The organism is Variovorax sp. FG153 (assembly GCF_057809595.1).
Genome location: NZ_JBMDKG010000063.1, coordinates 1 through 17,638, shown reverse-complemented (window position 1 = coordinate 17,638; position 17,638 = coordinate 1). Strand labels below are relative to the sequence as shown.

Annotated in this window: 13 protein-coding genes and 1 pseudogene; 7 read left to right on the top strand and 7 right to left on the bottom strand. The window is 71.2% G+C overall.

Annotated elements, in window-relative coordinates:
• Positions 1-2: 2 nt before the first annotated feature.
• Positions 3-668: an NUDIX hydrolase gene (locus ACODT0_RS38295; protein ID WP_489043699.1), complete on the bottom strand. Its 666-nt coding sequence runs from the start codon at positions 666-668 to the stop codon at positions 3-5.
• Positions 669-830: 162 nt separating this feature from the next.
• On the opposite strand from ACODT0_RS38295, the gene ACODT0_RS38290 reads away from it, so the two are divergent.
• The 3 genes from ACODT0_RS38290 to ACODT0_RS38280 are packed head-to-tail and all read left to right on the top strand — an operon-like array spanning position 831 to position 2,987.
• The gene (locus tag ACODT0_RS38290) at positions 831-1,502 is read left to right on the top strand and encodes a DUF4291 domain-containing protein (RefSeq protein WP_489043688.1); all 672 of its coding nucleotides are present in this window, start codon (positions 831-833) and stop codon (positions 1,500-1,502) included.
• Positions 1,499-2,068, top strand: a complete 570-nt coding sequence (gene ybiA, locus ACODT0_RS38285) for a riboflavin biosynthesis intermediates N-glycosidase (RefSeq protein ID WP_489043687.1) — start codon at positions 1,499-1,501, stop codon at positions 2,066-2,068. Before ACODT0_RS38290 ends, ybiA begins: the two co-directional genes overlap by 4 nt.
• A 4-nt stretch (positions 2,069-2,072) precedes the next feature.
• Complete coding sequence (locus ACODT0_RS38280) at positions 2,073-2,987, top strand: ADP-ribosylglycohydrolase family protein (RefSeq protein ID WP_489043686.1); 915 nt, start codon at positions 2,073-2,075, stop codon at positions 2,985-2,987.
• A gap of 8 nt (positions 2,988-2,995) precedes the next feature.
• Here the strand turns inward: ACODT0_RS38280 and ACODT0_RS38275 are convergent, their stop codons facing one another.
• Positions 2,996-3,457, bottom strand: coding sequence for an Lrp/AsnC family transcriptional regulator (locus tag ACODT0_RS38275; protein ID WP_422096515.1), 462 nt, complete (start codon positions 3,455-3,457; stop codon positions 2,996-2,998).
• Positions 3,458-3,558: 101 nt separating this feature from the next.
• Here ACODT0_RS38275 and ACODT0_RS38270 point away from each other — a divergent pair, with 101 nt between their 5' ends.
• On the top strand, positions 3,559-5,829 hold the full coding sequence (locus ACODT0_RS38270; protein WP_489043685.1) for an aminotransferase class V-fold PLP-dependent enzyme: 2,271 nt from the start codon (positions 3,559-3,561) through the stop codon (positions 5,827-5,829).
• A 76-nt stretch (positions 5,830-5,905) separates the two neighbouring features.
• Entirely contained in the window at positions 5,906-6,460 is a 555-nt protein-coding gene (locus tag ACODT0_RS38265) for a DsbC family protein (RefSeq protein WP_057597099.1), read from the top strand.
• On the opposite strand, the gene ACODT0_RS38260 is transcribed toward ACODT0_RS38265, so the two are convergent.
• Positions 6,457-7,899, bottom strand: a complete 1,443-nt coding sequence (locus ACODT0_RS38260; RefSeq protein ID WP_489043684.1) for a serine hydrolase — start codon at positions 7,897-7,899, stop codon at positions 6,457-6,459. The genes ACODT0_RS38265 and ACODT0_RS38260 overlap by 4 nt on opposite strands.
• An 80-nt stretch (positions 7,900-7,979) precedes the next feature.
• On the opposite strand from ACODT0_RS38260, the gene ACODT0_RS38255 reads away from it, so the two are divergent.
• Positions 7,980-10,589, top strand: a complete 2,610-nt coding sequence (locus ACODT0_RS38255; RefSeq protein WP_489043683.1) for an FtsX-like permease family protein — start codon at positions 7,980-7,982, stop codon at positions 10,587-10,589.
• A 155-nt stretch (positions 10,590-10,744) separates the two neighbouring features.
• Here the strand turns inward: ACODT0_RS38255 and ACODT0_RS38250 are convergent, their stop codons facing one another.
• From ACODT0_RS38250 to ACODT0_RS38240, 3 genes are all read right to left on the bottom strand, one after another.
• A complete protein-coding gene (locus tag ACODT0_RS38250) occupies positions 10,745-12,367 on the bottom strand; it encodes a carboxypeptidase regulatory-like domain-containing protein (RefSeq protein WP_479670324.1) in 1,623 nt (540 codons plus the stop codon).
• A gap of 245 nt (positions 12,368-12,612) precedes the next feature.
• A complete protein-coding gene (locus ACODT0_RS38245; protein ID WP_422096510.1) occupies positions 12,613-13,320 on the bottom strand; it encodes an O-methyltransferase in 708 nt (235 codons plus the stop codon).
• A gap of 49 nt (positions 13,321-13,369) precedes the next feature.
• Complete coding sequence (locus ACODT0_RS38240) at positions 13,370-15,910, bottom strand: penicillin acylase family protein (protein WP_489043682.1); 2,541 nt, start codon at positions 15,908-15,910, stop codon at positions 13,370-13,372.
• Positions 15,911-16,011: 101 nt separating this feature from the next.
• Here ACODT0_RS38240 and ACODT0_RS38235 point away from each other — a divergent pair, with 101 nt between their 5' ends.
• Positions 16,012-17,082 (top strand): lipocalin-like domain-containing protein, encoded by a 1,071-nt coding sequence (locus ACODT0_RS38235; protein WP_489043681.1) that lies wholly within the window; start codon positions 16,012-16,014, stop codon positions 17,080-17,082.
• A 215-nt stretch (positions 17,083-17,297) separates the two neighbouring features.
• Here the strand turns inward: ACODT0_RS38235 and ACODT0_RS38230 are convergent.
• Positions 17,298-17,638 (bottom strand): annotated as a pseudogene (locus ACODT0_RS38230) (branched-chain amino acid ABC transporter permease); the annotation flags it as partial.

Sequence of the window (17,638 nt, the reverse complement as noted above, 5' to 3'; positions counted from 1 at the left end):
GCTCAGCCCGCGTCGGGCCGGGCATTGAAGGTGCGCGGGAACAGCGCCGCCCGCGAACGGTCGCGCAGCCGGTAGCGCATCGCCGGGCGCCCCGCCCCGCCCGCGAGCATGCCGGCCTCCTCCATGAAGCCGCCGTCGAGCATGCGCTTGCGGAACGCGCTCTTGTCGACCGGGCGCCCGAGCACGACCTCATAGGTGTGCTGCAGCGCCGGCAGCGTGAACGGCTCCTCGAGCAGGAAGGCCGGCAGCGAGGTGTATTCGACCTTGCTGCGCAGCCGCGCCACCGCCGCCGCGAGCAGCTCGCCATGGTCGAAGGCCAGCCGCTTGCGCAGCGCCGCCTCGACCTCGAACCACGCCACCTCGGCCGCGTTGGCGCCGCCGCGCAGCTGCATCGCCTGCGCCGGGATCAGCGCATAGAAGCAATGCGTGGCCGACCAGCCGCGCGGATCGCGCTTCGCCCCGCCCCAGCTGCCGAGCTGCTCGAGGTAGGGCGTGACCACGCCGGTCTTCTCGCGCAGCTTGCGCAGCGCGCAGTCCAGCAGCGTGGCGTCCTCGTCGACGTTCACGAAGCCGCCCGGCAGCGCCCAGCGTCCCGGATGGGGCTCGGCGCTGTCGGCGGGGCGACGCACCAGCAGCACCTGCAGCGCGTCGTCGAGCACGGTGAACATCGCCACGTCGACGGTGACGAGGGGGCGGGGGAAAGTCAGCGCGTGGAATGTGGACGGGGATGTGGACACGGATGGCTTGACTCGATATCGATTAGTTGTACTATACAACCCTTAATTAGTTGTACAGAGCAACCATCAGAACAACAACAAGGGATACGAGAAATGAACGACATCCGCACCACTCCGCTGCCCGTGCAGCGTCACCTCGAACAACACGAACGCTGGCCCCGCAGCGGCCGGGTCATCCTCGCTCATCATGACGCGCGGTCGGTCGTCGTCTACCAGGCCTACCGGCCCGCGATCGGCGAGTACGCGATCGCGCACGGCCGTCTCGACGGCCCCGATTTCAGCCTCGCGCGCATGAGCTGGATCAAGCCGAACTTCCTCTGGATGATGTACCGCTCGGGCTGGGGCACGAAGCCGGGCCAGGAAATCACGCTCGGCCTGCGGTTGCGACGCGCGTTCTTCGAACGGGTGGTGCGCGAGGCCGTGCCCTCGACCTTCGATCCCACGCGCTTCGCCGACCGCGATGCCTGGCAGGCCGCCGTGAGGCACTCGGAAGTGCGGCTGCAATGGGATCCCGACCATGCGCCCAACGGCGCGAAGCTCGGGCGCCGCGCAATCCAGTTGGGCCTGCGCGGACGCACGCTCGCGGCCTTCGCGCACGAGGAACTGCTCGAAGTGATCGACATGCGCGCCTTCGTGGACGCGCAGCGGCCGCATGCACAACACAACCAGGACCCTGAACTGCGGACACCCGAGGAGCATCCACTCGACCTCCTGCCCGACGACGATCGGAGCCTGCAGAAAGCCACCGACGAGGAAACACGATGAGCGACGAGACCGTCCACCGCCACACCCGCACCGCCCTGATCGACCGCATCGCCCAAGGCTTCGAGCCCCGCTACCTGCTGTTCTGGGGCCACCAGCCCGAGAAGGACGGCAGCGCCGGCAAGGGCTGCTTCAGCCAGTGGTTCGAGGCGCCGTTCGAGATCGAGGGCGTGCGATACGCGACGGCCGAGCACTTCATGATGGCCGGCAAGGCGCGGCTTTTCGGCGACACCGAGGTCCTGGGCCAGGTGCTCGCCGCGCGCACGCCGGCCGAGGCCAAGAAGCTGGGCCGCGCGGTGCGCGGCTTCGACGACGCGGCCTGGAAGCACGCGGCCTTCGACCTGGTCGTGCAGGGCAACCTCGCGAAGTTCTCGCAGCACGCGGCGATGGGCGAGCTCCTGCTGCGCACCGGCGAGCAGGTGCTGGTGGAGGCCAGTCCCTACGACGCGATCTGGGGCATCGGCATGGCCGCGAGCCATGCCGACGCGCGCGAGCCGGCGCGCTGGCGCGGCCAGAACCTGCTGGGCTTCGCGCTGATGGCCGTGCGCGACCAACTGCGGGCGGGTTGAAATCATGACGACCTCGATGGAAGACCGCTTCCGCGGCGCCCTGCTCGGCCTGGCCTGCGGCGATGCCGTGGGCACGCGCGTGGAATTCAGCCCGCGCGGCAGCTTCGTGCCCGTCACCGGCATGCAGGGCGGCGGGCCCTTCGGCCTCGCGCCCGGCGAATGGACCGACGACACCTCGATGGCGCTGTGCCTCGCGGCCAGCCTGGTCCATTGCCGCGGCTTCGATGCCGTCGACCAGATGAACCGCTACTGCAACTGGCGCAGCGTGGGCTACATGAGCAGCAACGGGCGCTGCTTCGACATCGGCATCACGGTGTCGAACGCGCTGTCGCGCTACCTCGCGAGCGGCGATCCCTTCGCGGGCGATCCCGATCCGCGCACCGCCGGCAACGGCGCGCTGATGCGGCTCGCGCCGGTCGCGATGTTCGGCGTGGCCGATGCGCCCGCGCTGCTGCGGCTTGCCGCCGACAGCACGCGCACCACGCACGGCGCGGCCGAGGCCATCGCCTGCTCGCGCCTGTTCGCGCTGCAGCTGCAGGCCGCGCTGCGCGGCGAGGACAAGGCGTCGATCCTCGCGCCGCGCGACATCGGCGAAGCACCGAGCCCCGGCGTGGCCGCGCTCGCGGCCGGCCGCTGGCGCGACAAGCCGCGCGATGCGATCAAGGGCTCGGGCTATTGCGTGGAATCGCTCGAGGCGGCGCTGTGGTGCTTCGCGCAGGCCGACTCCTTCGAGGAAGCGATCCTCGCGGCCGCCAACCTCGGCGACGACGCCGACACCACGGCCGCGATCTGCGGCCAGCTCGCGGGCGCGTTTCATGGCGTGGCGGGCATTCCGGCGCCATGGCTGGCCACGCTCGCGATGCGCGACGAGATCGACGCGATGGCGCGCGCGCTGTTCGCGCTCGCCCACCCGGCCTGATCCCTTCGCTATTGCGCGTACGACAGCGGCAGCGCGGTCGTGAACTTGATCTCCTCCATCGCGAAGCTGGAACTGACGTCGAACAGCTCGGTGTCGGCGATCAGCCGCTTGTAGACCTTGTCGTAGGCCGCGATGTCGGGCACCACCACGCGCAGCAGGTAGTCGATCTCGCCGCTCATGCGATAGAACTCGACGATCTCGGGGATCACGTCGACCACGGCCTTGAAGCGATCGAACCAGGCCTGCGTGTGGGTGCTGGTGCGCACGGCGACGAACACCGTCACGCCCACGTTGACCTTGCGCGGATCGACCAGCATCACGTTGCGCGTGATCACGCCGGCTTCCTTGAGCCGCTGGATGCGGCGCCAGCACGGCGTCTGAGACAGGCCGACCTGGCTCGCGAGATCTGCGATCTGGCGCCCGGCGTCGAGCTGCAGCAGCTCGAGAATCTTCCTGTCTATGGCGTCCAATTTTATTTTTGCCATGAAAAATAGAATTTGATTCTCAAAACCCAGGGAAATCGAGTCTACAACGCAAGCCTTTTCCTGTCGCGGCTTCGCAGAATCGAGGCATGGACATCTACCTCGACGCCAACGCCACCACCCCCGTTCTGCCCCAGGCCCGCGAGGCCGCGCTGGCCGCCATGGCCGGCGATTTCGGCAACCCCAGCAGCATCCACAACACCGGCCTCAAGGCCCGGGCGCTGATGGACGCGGTGCGCGAGCGCGCCCGCCGCGCGATCGGCGCGCCGACGGGGCGGCTCTTGTTCCTCAGCGGCGCGACCGAGGGCATCCAGACCGCCGTGCTGTCGGCCCTGAACGCGCTGCGCGCGCGGCGCCAGGCCGGCGAGAGCGTGCCCGAGCTGCTGCTCTACGGCGCGACCGAGCACAAGGCCGTGCCCGAGGCGCTGCGCCACTGGAACGCGCTGCTGGGCCTCGACCTCGAGGTGCTGGCGATTCCCGTGGGCCGCAACGGCCGCCACGACCTCGACTGGCTGCGCGCGCACGCGCCGCGCGCCGGCATGGTCTGCACCATGGCCGCCAACAACGAGACCGGCGTGGTCAGCGACCTCGACGGCATCGCGGCCGCGCTGGTCTGCAGCCCGGCGCTGTGGATGGTCGACAGCGTGCAGGCGCTCGGCAAGCTGCCGCTGCGCCTGGGCGAGCGACCGATCGACTACGCGCCCTTCTCGGGCCACAAGCTCTATGCGCCCAAGGGCATCGGCCTGCTCTACGTGCGCGAGGGCGCGCCCTTCACGCCGCTGATGGCCGGCGGCGGCCAGGAGGATTCGCTGCGCTCGGGCACCGAGAACATGTCGGGCATCGCCGCGCTCGGCGCGGTGCTGGGCGCGTTGGAGGAAGGCTTCACCTTCCGCCGCGCCGACGCGCTCGCGGCCTGCCGCGACCGCCTGGCCGCCGCGCTGGCCGAGGCCTTCCCGGGCCTGGTCTTCAATGCGCCGAGCGCGCTGTGTCTGCCGACCACGCTGAACTTCTCGGTGCCGGGCCTGAGCTCCAAGCTGCTGCTGGACCTGTTCGACGCGGCCGACATGCGCGTGAGCGGCGGCTCGGCCTGCGGTGCCTCGAAGGCCCGGCCCAGCTACGTGCTCGAGGCGATGGGTCTGCCCGCCTGGCAGACCGCGTCGGCGGTGCGGCTGTCCTTCGGTCCTGCCAGCGACGATGCCTTCATCGACGAGGCCTGCGCGCGCATCCGCGCCTGCGGCGAGTCGCTGCGCCAGAGCTGCCTGGGCCCGGTGCCGCAGAACCAGGCGCAGCCACCCGAGCGCCTGACCCGCTTCGTGGTGGACGGCGCCTGCTGCTACCTGCTGGCCGATGACCAGAGCCGGCGCTGCGTGGTCATCGACCCGCTGCCCGAACTGAACGCGCAGCTGACCCAGTGGCTGGGCTGCCACGGCTACACGCTGGCGGCCGTGCTCGACACCCACAGCCATGGCGACCATGCCTCCTCGGGGCCCGAACTGCGCGCCGCCGTGCCGGCGCGTCAGCTGGAGGCGGGCGCGGTGGATGCGCTCGGCTGGCCCGAAGGCGCGACGCAGATCGCGCTCGGCGCGCTGCGCCTCACGCGGCTGGCCGTGCCGGGCCACACCGCCGACTCCACCGTCTACCTGCTGCGCGATGCCAAGGGGCTGCGCCTGGCCTTCGTCGGCGACACCGTGATGCCCGGCGCGCTGGGCCGCAGCGATTTCGCGCAGAGCCGGCCGCTGGCCTTCGGCCCGTCGCTGCTGAAGCTGCAGCGCGCCCTCAAGCCCGACACGCTGCTGCTGCCGGGCCACGACTACGACGACCGCTTCGCGAGCACGCTGGTCACCGAGCGCATGGCCCAGCCGCTGCTCGACGACGTGCTCGACGGCCACCTCGACGCGGAGGGTTTCGCGAGCGCGAAGGCGGCGCTCGAGCGCGACCTCGGGCTCACCGAATACCGGACCATGGCCTGCGGCGCGCGGGTCGACCGCTGCGCCGGCAGCGGCACGCCCGAGCTGTCGCCCGAGGCCTCGGCCGCGCTGCTGCGCAAGCATCCGGGCCTGCTGCTGGTCGACGTGCGCGAGCCCTACGAGCAGCGGCTCGGCCAGCCCGGCGTGCTCGATGCCGCGCGGCGCCAGGCCGTGCCGCTCTCGCGGCTGCTCAACGCCCTGCCCGACTGGCTGGCGCTGCCGGGCGAAACGCCGATCCTGTTCTTCTGCCGCAGCGGCAACCGCAGCGCGCAGGCGGCGCGCGCGCTGCGCCGCCTCGGCCATGCGCAGGCCTGGAGCCTCGCGGGCGGTCTCGCGCTGTGGCCGCGCCATGCCGCGGACGAAGTGCGCACCCTGCACGATGCAGTGCATTGATGCGCGCGCGGTCGGGGAACCTTCGCCGCTTGCCCGAACCGCATTCACGCTCACAACGATGTCAGGGACCGTCTCGATGAACCTCCGCCGCCGCCTTCTGCTCGCCACCTGCACCTGGGGTGCCACCGCCACCATGGTCCATGCCCAGGCCCGGCGCGACGATGTCGCGGGCCGCTTCAAGAAGCTCGAGGGCTTCCGGTTCGACCAACTGCCGCTGCAGGACGCGATCACGCTGGTCCACGGCAATGGCAAGCGCCGCATCGCGGTGTTCTCCGATCCGCGCTGCGGCCACTGCCAGCGCGTCGACAAGGACCTGAAGGCGATCGGCAACGTCACCGTCCATGTCTTCCTCTACCCGGTGCTCGGCGAGGAATCGGTGGCCAAGGCACGCAACATCCTCTGCAGCGCCCGGCCGGCCCGCAACTGGGAGCAATGGATCGAGAAGGGCATCGACCCCGGCGCGCCCGCGGGCCGTTGCGATGCCTCGCCGCTGCAGCGCAACGCGGCGCTCGGCAGGCGCTACGACGTGAGCGGCACGCCCACGCTGATCTTCGGCGACGGAACGCGCGTGCCGGGCGCGATACGCGCGGCGTGGATCGAGCAGTTGCTCGACGCCGCCGAGCGCCCTTAGTCCACCAGCGCGGTTTCGCGCACGCGCCGCCCGGCGACCTGCGCGCCGCCCTGCGACAGCGTCACGCCCACCACCTGCCCGCCCTCGCGCTGGAACACGATCTGCGCGCCGATCTCGCCCACCGTGAAGCGGTCGGTGCCGATCGGCTTGAGCGGGTTGTAGCCACGGCCGCTCTCGCGCACCAGCAGGCGGCCGCCGCGTACCGTGAAGTCCAGCGACTTGGAGGGGGTGACGCGGTACTCGCCGCGGTACTCGGCCAACTTGTCGGCATCGACCGGCACCTCGACCGTGGGCGCCGGATAGCGGCTCTTGCCGATCGCCAGCATCACGCGCTGCAGCGGCGCGCGCGTGTTGCTGCTCAGGAGGATCATGGCCTCGCCGGTGTCGGGCGCGAGCATCCACAGGGTGCGGTAGCCCTCGGTGACGCCCGCGTGGTAGTAGGTGCGGCGAGCGCCCTCGGTGCCGCGCACCATCACCGCATAGGCGATCTCGGCGCCCTCGTAGCTGGCGAGCGGCGTGAGCAGGCGCACGGCGGCCGGTCCGAACGGGCCGCTGGCGCCGGCAAGGATGGCGCGGCTGAAGACCATCATGTCGGCCGCGGTCGAACGCAGCGCCGCGATCGGCGCATAGGCCTTCATGTCGAGCAGCGACTGGCGCCGGTCGCCCGCGAAGGCCGGCGCCATGCGCGAGGCCTTGTCGCCGAGCAGGATCACGGTGTCGTTCATGCCCAGCGGCTCGGTGATGCGCGCGCGCACCAGTTCGCTCCAGGTCGTGTGGTAGCGGTCGGCCACCAGCAGGCCGACCAGCGCCATGCCGTAGTTGCTGTATGCGCCCGCGCAGGGCGGCGCGGCGCCCAGCAGCTTGATGCGCGGCAGCGCGTCGTAGAGCTCCTGGCGTTCGAAGGCGCGCATCTGCGAGGCCAGCGCCGGGCCGCCGGTCACGCCGTCGGCCATCACCGGCATGCAGCCGGTGTGGGTCACCAGCTGACGCAGCGTGACCGAGGCCACCGCCGGCGACAGCGGCGCCTTGATCTTGCCGGCCATCAGCTGGCCGAGGTTGTCGTCGAGCTTCATGTCGCCGCGCTCCACCGCCTGCGCGAGCAGCAGGCCGGTGAAGACCTTGGTGACCGAGCCGATCTCGAACATCGGCTGCTCGGCGCTCTCGGCCGAGAGCGCGCGCGGCGCGGGCGGCTCGGGGTTGTAGGCCGCGCCGTAGCTGGCCTTGCCGCCGCGCAGCAGTCCCACCACCACGGTGCCGCGCTCGCTGCCGAGCGCGGTGCGCGCGATCAGGGCCGGATCGCTCGCGAGCGAGAGCGCCGCGCCGGGCGGCGACTGCGCGACGGCCGGGGCGACCAGCACCATCGACAACACGGACAGCAGCGCCAGGCGCCGCAGCGAGGCAGGGGCGCCGCAGCGCGGACCGCGGGAGAAAAGCCGCATCGTCGATTCCTCGATCAGGGACACAGGCCCGGATGGTGCCACGCCACGAAGGCCTTGCCCCGCCCCGCCACAATCGCCCCATGCGTGCATTGCTCACCACCTTCTCCTGGCAGGAACTGCGACACCACCCCTGGCGCAACGCGGCGGCGGTGCTGGCCGTGATGCTGGGCGTGGCGCTCGCGTTCTCGGTGCAACTCATCAACGCCTCGGCGCTCGACGAGTTTTCGAGCGCGGTGCGCTCGGTCAACGGCCAGCCCGACCTCGAGCTGCGAGCGCCGCAGGGCGGCTTCGACGAGGCGGTGTTCGAGACGCTGGCACGCCAGCCGCAGGTGACGCTCGCGAGTCCGGTGCTCGAGTTCCAGGCGCTCGCGCTGGTCGCTCCGGCGCCCGGAGGCGAAGAGCGTCAGGTGCCGCTGCGCGCGATAGGCGTCGACGCGCTCGCACTGCCCGCGATCGCGCCCGCGCTGATGCCGCAGCCCGATGCGAATGCCGAACGCTTCGCGCTGTTCGCGCCCGACCTGGTGTTCCTCAACGCCGCCGCGCGCAGTGCGCTCGGCCTGCCCGCGCAGGCGCCGGCCGGCGCCGAGGAGAACGTGCGGCTGCGCAGCGGCGCCGACTGGCAGCGGCTGCGCGTGGCCGGCCACGTGGCGGCCGGCGGCGGCGCGATCGCGGTGATGGACATCGCCACGGCGCAGGAACGCTTCGGCCGGCTCGGCCAGCTCAGCCGCATCGACCTGCGGCTGGCCGCGGGCACCGACCACGCGGCGTTCATCGCGGCGCTGCAGGCCACGCCCGGCTGGCCCGCCGGCCTGCAGTTCGCCGAGCCCGGCGATTCGGCCGAGCGCGTGAGCAATCTCTCGCGCGCCTACCGCGTCAACCTCACGGTGCTGGCGCTGGTGGCGCTGTTCACCGGCGCCTTCCTGGTGTTCTCGGTGCTCGCGCTCAGCGTCGCCAAGCGCGCGCAGCAGTTCGCGCTGCTCGGCGTGCTGGGCCTCACGCCACGCCAGCGGCTGCGGCTGGTGCTGGCCGAATCGCTGGTGCTCGGGCTGATCGGCAGCGTGGCCGGGCTCGCGCTCGGCACCGCGCTGGCCGATGTCGCGCTGCGCGTGCTCGGCGGCGACCTCGGCGGCGGCTACTTCGAGGGCGTGGCGCCCACGCTGCACTGGAGCGGCGGCGCGGCCCTGCTCTATGGCGCGCTCGGCGTGGCGGCCGCGCTGGTGGGCGGCTGGTGGCCCGCGCGCGCGGCGCAGGCGCTGCCCGAGGCGCAGACGCTCAAGGGCCTGGGCGCGCCGCCCGCGCAGGGCCGCAGCCACTGGCTGGCGCTGGGCCTGATCGCGCTGGGCGCGGCGCTCGCCAACCTGCCCGCGATCCGCGGCGTGCCGGTGGCGGCCTACCTGTCGGTGGCCTGCCTGCTGGTCGGCGGCATCACCGCGCTGCCGTGGCTGATCGCGCTGCTCTACGACCGCCTCGCGCCGCTGCTGTCGCGCCGCGTGCTGCCGATGCTGGCGATCGAGCGCGCGCGCCGCATGCGCGGCACCGCGGCGGTGGCGGTCAGCGGCGTGGTCGCGAGCCTCAGTCTCGCGGTCGCGCTCACGGTGATGGTCGCGAGCTTCCGCGACTCGGTCACGCAATGGCTCGACATCGTGCTGCCGGCCGACCTCTATGTGCGCGCCACCTCGAGCGGACGCGGCGGCAACAGCGGCGCCGAGAGCAGCACCGACACCGCGACCTTCGCGCCCGAGCTCGTGCAGGCGCTGTCGCGGCTGCCCGGCGTGGAACGCAGCGGCACGCTGCGCACGCGCTCGCTGCAGCTCGACACGGCGCAGCCCGCGGTGACGCTGATCTCGCGCCACCTCGAAGGCGGCGTGGCGCAGGCGCTGCCGCTGGTGGGCCGCGCATTGCCGGTGCCCGAGGGGCAGATCGGCATCTACGTGAGCGAGCCGATGGTCGAGCTCTACGGCGCCAGGCCCGGCAGCGGCTTCGCACCGCTGTCGAACGCGCTGGCGCCCGCAGCGGGCGGCGCGCCGGCCACCTTCTTCGTGGCCGGCGTGTGGCGCGACTACGCGCGGCAGTTCGGCGCCATCGCGATCGAGGCACGCGACTTCGAACGCCTGACCGGCGATCGCGATGTCAGCGACATCGCGCTGTGGCTCGCGCCCGGCGCCACGGAAGGCGCGGTGCAGGAAGCGGTGCGCGCACTGGCGGCGCAACGCGGGGGGTCGGAAGTGGAGATCGCATCCGTGGGCCAGATCCGCGCGGTCTCGCTGCGCATCTTCGACCGCAGCTTCGCCGTCACCTACTGGCTGCAGGCGGTGGCGATCGCGATCGGCCTGTTCGGCATCGCCGCGAGCTTCAGCGCGCAGGTGCTCGCGCGGCGCAAGGAATTCGGCCTGCTCGCGCACCTGGGCTTCACGCGCGCGCAGGTGCTCGCGGTGGTGGCCGGCGAAGGCGCCGCCTGGACCGCCATCGGCGCGGTGGCCGGACTGGGCCTGGGCCTCGCGGTGTCGGTGGTGCTGGTGAAGGTGGTCAATCCGCAGAGCTTCCACTGGACCATGGACCTGCTGCTGCCCTGGGGCCGACTGCTCGCGCTGTGCGCGGCCGTGGTGGCCGCGGGCACCGTCACCGCGTGGATGGCGGGGCGGGCCGCGGCCGGCAAGGATGCGGTGCTGGCGGTGAAGGAAGACTGGTAGGCGCCGCTTCGCGCGGACAAAAAAAAGCAGGCACGCGACCTGCGGATGTCCGCGGTCCCGTGCCTGCCGGCGCTTTGTCTGCGCGCCTTTTCCCCCTGCTCCCTTTCTTCTTCGGCCGAAGACGACCGGCTTTCGCCGGCCATCGTTCGTGCCGCTCAGTTGCAGTACTGGGCGTTCGCGTCGGTGTTGACTTCCGGCGGCTTGGCCGCGAGGAACTTCTGCACCGGCACGACCGTGGCGTTGCAGTTGTCGTCGGTGCGCAGGTCGAAGACGTGCCAGTAGCGCGTCGAGTCCGCCACCTCGCCCGCCGGCGGCGAGAAGACCGACTGGGCGCCGCGGTTGCTCAGTTCCACGCGCGCGGGCGATCCGGTCTGGCCCGGGTTGTAGGTGCCGGAGTAGTTGTAGACGAAGAAGCGGTAGGTGCGATTGCGCGCGAGCTTCGCGAAAGTCGTGTACTCGGGACCGAAGCTGTCCACGTCGTCCACGTCGAGGCCGATGAACGGCGCGGCCGCGAGCGAGCCCTTGTTGGCGTAGTAGACCTCTTCACCGACATTCGCGCCCATCGTGTGGGAATCGAGGTCGAAGGGCCGTTCACCCCAGGTCAGCTTGATCGACATGGCCGAGGCCGTCAGCGTGAGGCAGCCATCGATCGTGATGTCCTGCTCGCCCAGCGTCGCATTCGCTGCATTGGAGAGTTCGGCGTTCTTGCTCGCCACCACGAAGGCCTCGCTGCTGCGCTTGGCCGGCACCGAGAACTCGCCATTGGCATTGGTGACGGCAGAACCGACGCCGCTGTACGACTTGCCTTCCGACAACACGACCGCACCCGCGACGCGCTCGCCGGCCGCGTTCTGCACGCAGCCGTTGACGCGCACCGTGTTGTAGACCTGATCGGCGTTCCAGGTCGTGAAGTGCGTGACCGTGCCTTCGTAGTACTGGTTGGGCGCGGTGCCCTGCAGGCTCGCGCTGCCCTCTTCCACCCACAGGCCCGTGCTCGTGTTGTAGAAGAACAGCGGCACCGTCGGCGGCAGCGCGGCGCTGCGCGACGAAGGCGCGATGCGCACGGTGGCGCTCACGCCCTGCGCGAGTTGCAGCGGTGCGCCGTCCGCGTCGACGAAGCTGGCATCGAGCGCGCCGAAGCTCTCCATCGCCGCCGGTTCGCCGCTGGTGGCGGCGAGGTAGTTGCCGGGCATCAGGTTGACGTTGGTCGCGGGCGCGATCGGCGTGAGGCGGCCGGTGGCCTGGCCAGTGGGCGCGCTGCCATCGGCGCGGCGCAACGCGTTGGCGGGCAGGCGCACCATCGCGGTCGAGCCCGGCACCGCGATGTCGCGCGCAAGGGCCGGATTGAAGGTGTCGCTGAAGGCCACCGGCAGCATCGGGATGTTGATGACGGTGCTGGCCTCGGCGGCCGCGAGCGCGGCGGTGGCACGGCTCTGCGGTGCGAAGCCGCTCTTCTCGTAGCTCAGCAGCACCGAGTTGCCGTTGGTGATGCCTTCGAGCGCGTAGGAACCGTCGTCGCCGGTCATGGCGCTGATGCCATCGGCCGTGACCTTGACCTGCGCGATGCCGGCGCCGTCGAGGGCGTTGGTCACGCGGCCCGTGACCTTTGCGTCCTTGCGCACGGGAGTGCCGGGACCGCCAGGGTCACCCGGATCACCGGGATCGCCGCCGTTCTGACCGGGCGGCAGGAACGCGAAGCCGGAGCTTCCGCTGCCGCCGCCGCACGCGGCAACGGCCAACGCGACCGCCACGGCGGCCACTGCAATCTTGAATTTCATGGGTGTTCTCCCCCTCTGTAGCAACTGATCGATGAGTGCGGCTGCAATGCAGCAGCGTCGGATTTCGATGCGCGCCATGCCATGCGATGCATCGAAGGGGACCGAGCGTATGCATCGCGAGTCGCGGCAAACAGTGCCAAAAGTCACGCACATGCAACGGCCGCCGCATGCGATGGGAGAAGTGAATACGGAAGACCTCTCGGGGTATTTGCATCGCCGCGATCGGCCGATGCAACCCGATTGCGCTAAGCGTTCCAGTCGATCAGACCGGTACCGCTCCAGTGACCGAAGGACGTGAGGTCGAGCTTGGGCCGCGCGATGCGACGCCAGGTCGCGACCATGTTCATCACGCGGATGTCGTCGAACACGACCAGCGCATGCGCGGGCAGGTTCAGCGTCGCGAGGTTATCGAGCATCCGCGCCTCGGTGTGGCCGTCCTTGGGTCCGTCGACGAAGACCAGGTCGGCCGCCTCGAACAGCGCGCGATGCGCCTCGACGCCACCGGACGCGGAGATGTCGTGCAGCACCTGGCGCACGCGGCCTTGCTCGAAGTCGGCGGGCGCGAGCCAGGTCTGCTCGAAGCCGTGCCAGGGATGCAGGTCGAAGGTGGTCACGCTGCCGCCCGCGGGCAATTCCTGCGCGAGCGCGAGCGTGCCCATGCCGGTGAAGGTGCCGATCTCGACCACGCGCATCGGCTTCAGCGTGCGCACCAGCGCGGCGAGCAGGCGGTAGTGCTCGCCGGGCCAGGTGTCGAACCAGTGCGGTTCGGCCGAGGGACGGCCCTCGTAGACGGTCAGCGCGATCTCGCGCGCGGCCGAGGCGGCCCGCAGCGCGATGTCGAGCAAGCGAGCGCTGGGCCGCGCGGGCTCGTCGTCGAGGCTCGCGATGACCGAGACCTCCTTGTGGCGCGCCGGTACCTCGGCGAGTCGGCGCTGGAGTTCGTCGAAGGTCATGGTGCGGGCCCGAAGCAAAAAAACGCAGTCTAGGCGCCGCCATGCAGCTTCATGGCGCGGGCGTGAGACGAATCCGCTCCACCGTTTCCTTTTCCACGGCCGCGCGGCTGTAGACCAGCGGCACGTACTTGCCTTCGAGCCACAGTGGCGCGAGGTCGCGGTAGTTGGGACTGTCGGGATTGCCCGACTGGCCCGGCGTGTTGATGACGCGCGAGGCATCCCAGTTGCCCACGTCGAGCACCATGCGGAAGGACGCACCCGAGGTCAGCCGATAGTCGCTCGCGCGATAGCTCGCGGCCATCGGCGTGAAGGACGAGCCCGACATCGGCCAGTCGCCCACGTCGAGCTTCCTGCGCGTGGCCGCATCGACGATGCCGCCGAGCGGATGGCGGAACTCGGCGCGGTGCAAGGCGCCCCACTTCCAGGCCGCGGGGTCGGGGCCGAGCTTGTTGCTCAGTTCCTGCATGGCGGGCGCGATGGTCTGCACCAGGATCGCATCGCGCTGCGCGTTGCTGACCCAGCCGAACGGGTTCTCGAGCAGCAGGATCATGCGCGTGTTGTCGCCCGGCAGCGCGTACTGCACGGCCGACTCGCCCGCGCCGGCCTTGAGCACGGCCTGGCGCAGCGGCTTGCTGCTCCACACCTCGTAGAGCGCGGCGGCCGCGCTGTCGCGGTCCATGGTGCCGTCCCAGCCCTGCAGCAGCGCGAGGCCGGCCGCGGTCTGCGCATCGCTGCTGCCCAGGCCCGCGAGCAGCTTGAGCAGGCGCTGCGCCGGCGTGGCGACGATGTCGTTCTGCATGCGTTGCGAATCCTCGAGCGTGAAGCGCTGGCCCGCGGCCACCTTGTCCGCGAACAGCGCCTTCAGGCGCCGCGCGCGCGCCGCGTCGCTCCATTCGTAGCCGATGCCCTTCTTCGCGGCCGGGTGCTCGCTCGGGATGTTGTTCTCGTTCGCGGTCACCACATAGCCGCGCGCGGGATTGAACTCGGAGGGCAGCTCGTCGCCATTGCGGAAGCCCGACCACTCGTAGCGGCCGTCGCCCGGCACCGGCATCAGGCCGTCCCAGTTCGGGCGGATCGGCGTGAGCCCGCCGGGGATCCAGCCGATGTTGCCGTCGCGGTCGGCATAGACCTGGTTCTCGCCGGGCGCGCCCCAGCGGTTCATGGCGGCGCGGAACTGGTCCCAGTTCTGCGCGCGCATGTAGTCCATCGAGCCGAAGTACGGCGCCATGCCCGGCTCGAGCCAGGCCGCGCGCAACGCATAGGCGCGGCGCTTGCCGGGCTCGGACAGCAGCACCGGCCCATGGCGCGTGAAGGTGTTGACCAGCTCGCGCGGCGCGCGCTCGCCTTTCACCGCGATGCGCTCGGTCACGCGCACCATCGGCTCCCAGCGGCCCTGGTAGCGGTACTCGTTGGGATTGCGCGGATTGAGCTGGTAGACGTAGAGGTCCTCCTGGTCCATGTAGAAGCGCGTGAGGCCGAAGGCGATGGTGCCGTTGTGGCCGATCGACAGGCCCGGCAGGAAGGGCTCGCCGGCGCCGATCGCATCCATGCCGGGCGCGCTCAGGTGTGCCATGTAGCGCAGGCTCGGCGCGCCGTGCGCGCGGTGCGGATCGTTCGCGAGGATCGGCCGGCCCGTGGCGCTGAGCCTGGGCGCGATCACCCAGTTGTTGCTGCCGTAGGCGGCCGTGGGGTCACCCTGCTCGACCTGTGCCTCGTCGCCTGCCTGCGACACCGCGAAGCTGCCGGGTCCGGAGCCCGGTTGCGGCAACGGCGTGTTGGCCTTGGTGAACTGCGGTGCCTCGGTGGCGCGCAGATAGGCCGCGCGCAGCTCGGCGGCGGGCACGGTGCAGGGATCGAGCCCGGGCGGCACGCGCGGGTTGACGGGCGGGTCGAGCTCGCGCCGCAGCCAGTCGGCCTTGATGCCGGGCCCGCCCGCGCAGTAGGCACGCGCGCGTTCGATCTCGGAGGTGAGGTTGAGCGTGAGGCCATGGTGGCGGATGCGCACCACGTCCTCGGGCGACCAGGTCGCGGGCTGGTAACCGAGCAGCTTGAACTCCTGCGGCAGCAGGTCGGGCTGCGCGCGTACCTGCGCCACGTAGGCATTGACGCCGGCCGTGAAGGCCTCGGCCACGCGCTTGGCGTCGGAACCGTAGGCCAGCCACTCGCGGTACATGTCGCCGCGGTAGAGCACGGCGCGCGCGGCGCGGTCGCTCTCGACCCAGGCGGGACCGAAGTCCTTGGCCATCTCGCCGAGGCCGCGCTTGCGCCACAGGTCCATCTGCCAGAGCCGGTCGCGCGCCGCGATGAAGCCCTGCGCGACGAAGGCGTCGTAGAGCGTGCCCGCGTAGAGGTGCGGCACGCCCCAGCGGTCGACGAGCACCTCGGCCGGCTTCTCGAGGCCCGGCACGGCGAACGACGAAGGCGCGCGTGGCGCTGTACTCGTCGATGGCGGTGTTTCGGCGGGCGGTCCCGAGGCGCAGCCCGCGAGCGCGAGCAGCACGGCCAGCGGCGCGAGCCGCAGGTCGAGGGAACCGGAACGGGGGGATGCGATGCGCCGCGCGACAGGGCGCGGGCGGGGCGTGCGCTTCATGGATCTCGTCTCCTTCTTTTTATGGGCCGGCCCACGGTAATCGCTTTCGCCCGCGCGCGGGTTACAACGCGTGACGAGGGCGCTTGTAGACTCGTGCGGCCATGCCACCCGCCCTCCTGTCGCGCCGCGACCTCCTGCTCGCGGCGCTTGCTGCCTCTTCAGGCCTCGCGCCCGCCTGGGCCCTGCCGCCGCGCATGCTGCAGTTCCCGCGCGACTTCGGCAGCCATCCCGAGCTGCGCACCGAGTGGTGGTACATCACGGGCCATGCGCAGGCCGAGGGCGGCCGCGACTTCGGCTTCCAGGTCACCTTCTTCCGCTCGCGCGTCGACGCGACGCAGGGCATGCGCTCGAAGTTCGCGGCGCAGCAGCTGGTGTTCGCGCACGCGGCCGTGACCGACCTCGAGGGCCGCGCGCTGCGGCACGACCAGCGCATCGCGCGCGCGGGCCTGGGCGGAGCCTCGGCCAGCGAAACCGACACCGCGCTGCGTTTGCGCGACTGGTCGCTGCTGCGCGGCGCGGACGGCTACACGGCGCGCATTCCCGCCAGCGGCTTCACGCTCGAGCTGCGCTTCGCGCCCACCCAGCCGGTGCTGCTGCAGGGCCGCGCGGGCCTCTCGCGCAAGGGGCCCGACGAGGCCCAGGCCAGCTACTACTACAGCGAGCCGCAGCTCGCGGCGCAGGGCCGCATCGTGCTCGACGGCCAGCCCTTCGCGGTGCGCGGCAAGGCCTGGCTCGACCACGAATGGAGCGAGGCGCTGCTGCACCCCGAGGCCGTGGGCTGGGACTGGATCGGCATGAACCTCGACGACGGCGGCGCGCTCACGGCCTTCCACCTGCGCCGCGCCGACGGCAGCGCGCTGTGGTCGGGCGGTTCGTTTCGCGCGGGCGACGGCACGCTGCGCGTGTTCGGCCCCGACGAGGTGCGCTTCGAGGCCGGCCGCCCGTGGAACAGCCCGCGCACGCGGGCGCGCTACCCCGTGCAATGGCGCGTGCGCACGCCCGCGGGCGAGTTCGAAGTGCGCGCGCTGCTCGACGACCAGGAGCTCGACAGCCGCGGCTCCACCGGCGGCGTGTACTGGGAAGGCCTGAGCGACCTGCTCGACGGCCAGGGCCGGCGCGTGGGGCGCGGCTACCTGGAGATGACGGGGTACGTGGCGCCGCTGAAGCTCTAGAAAGCGGACAGCCGTACGCAGAGGGCGCGAAGGTTTCGCGAAAGACGCAAAAGAACAGCCTGAAAATGTGTGGGCTGCGCTTTGATGGCGGCTACGCCCCGTGCGGGCACCTCTAGGTGCGACGGTGGCACGCCAGCAGCCCACCTTCAAGGTTTTCTTTTGCGCCCTTTGCGAAACCTTCGCGCCCTCTGCGTACGGCTGTCCGATCCCGATTTCTACCGAGCCTTGCGCCGATCGATGAAGGCGATGATCTCGCCCATGATCCCCTTGCGGAAGGCGAGCACGCAGATCACGAAGATCAGGCCCGTGACCATGGTCACCGACTCGCCCAGCGTGTTGAACCAGTCGATGGTGGTGATGCGCGCGAGCAGGTTGCCCAGCTCGCCGATCTTGTTCTCCAGCAGCACCACCACGGCCGAGCCCACCAGCGGGCCCGACAAGGTGCCCAGCCCGCCCACCAGCGTCATCAGGATCACCTGGCCCGAGGCGGTCCAGTGCACATCCGACAGGGTCGCGAAGCCCAGCACCAGCGTCTTGAGCGAACCCGCCAGCCCCG

What these genes read in the sequence shown, in the direction of transcription:
- ACODT0_RS38260 (WP_489043684.1), bottom strand. Translation starts at nt 7,899, where the DNA reads ATGCGGCTTTTCTCCCGCGGTCCGCGCTGCGGCGCCCCTGCCTCGCTG.
- ACODT0_RS38265 (WP_057597099.1), top strand. Translation starts at nt 5,906, where the DNA reads ATGAACCTCCGCCGCCGCCTTCTGCTCGCCACCTGCACCTGGGGTGCC.
- ACODT0_RS38290 (WP_489043688.1), top strand. Translation starts at nt 831, where the DNA reads ATGAACGACATCCGCACCACTCCGCTGCCCGTGCAGCGTCACCTCGAA.
- ybiA (WP_489043687.1), top strand. Translation starts at nt 1,499, where the DNA reads ATGAGCGACGAGACCGTCCACCGCCACACCCGCACCGCCCTGATCGAC.
- ACODT0_RS38270 (WP_489043685.1), top strand. Translation starts at nt 3,559, where the DNA reads ATGGACATCTACCTCGACGCCAACGCCACCACCCCCGTTCTGCCCCAG.
- ACODT0_RS38235 (WP_489043681.1), top strand. Translation starts at nt 16,012, where the DNA reads ATGCCACCCGCCCTCCTGTCGCGCCGCGACCTCCTGCTCGCGGCGCTT.
- ACODT0_RS38280 (WP_489043686.1), top strand. Translation starts at nt 2,073, where the DNA reads ATGACGACCTCGATGGAAGACCGCTTCCGCGGCGCCCTGCTCGGCCTG.
- ACODT0_RS38295 (WP_489043699.1), bottom strand. Translation starts at nt 668, where the DNA reads ATGTTCACCGTGCTCGACGACGCGCTGCAGGTGCTGCTGGTGCGTCGC.
- ACODT0_RS38245 (WP_422096510.1), bottom strand. Translation starts at nt 13,320, where the DNA reads ATGACCTTCGACGAACTCCAGCGCCGACTCGCCGAGGTACCGGCGCGC.
- ACODT0_RS38250 (WP_479670324.1), bottom strand. Translation starts at nt 12,367, where the DNA reads ATGAAATTCAAGATTGCAGTGGCCGCCGTGGCGGTCGCGTTGGCCGTT.
- ACODT0_RS38240 (WP_489043682.1), bottom strand. Translation starts at nt 15,910, where the DNA reads ATGAAGCGCACGCCCCGCCCGCGCCCTGTCGCGCGGCGCATCGCATCC.
- ACODT0_RS38255 (WP_489043683.1), top strand. Translation starts at nt 7,980, where the DNA reads ATGCGTGCATTGCTCACCACCTTCTCCTGGCAGGAACTGCGACACCAC.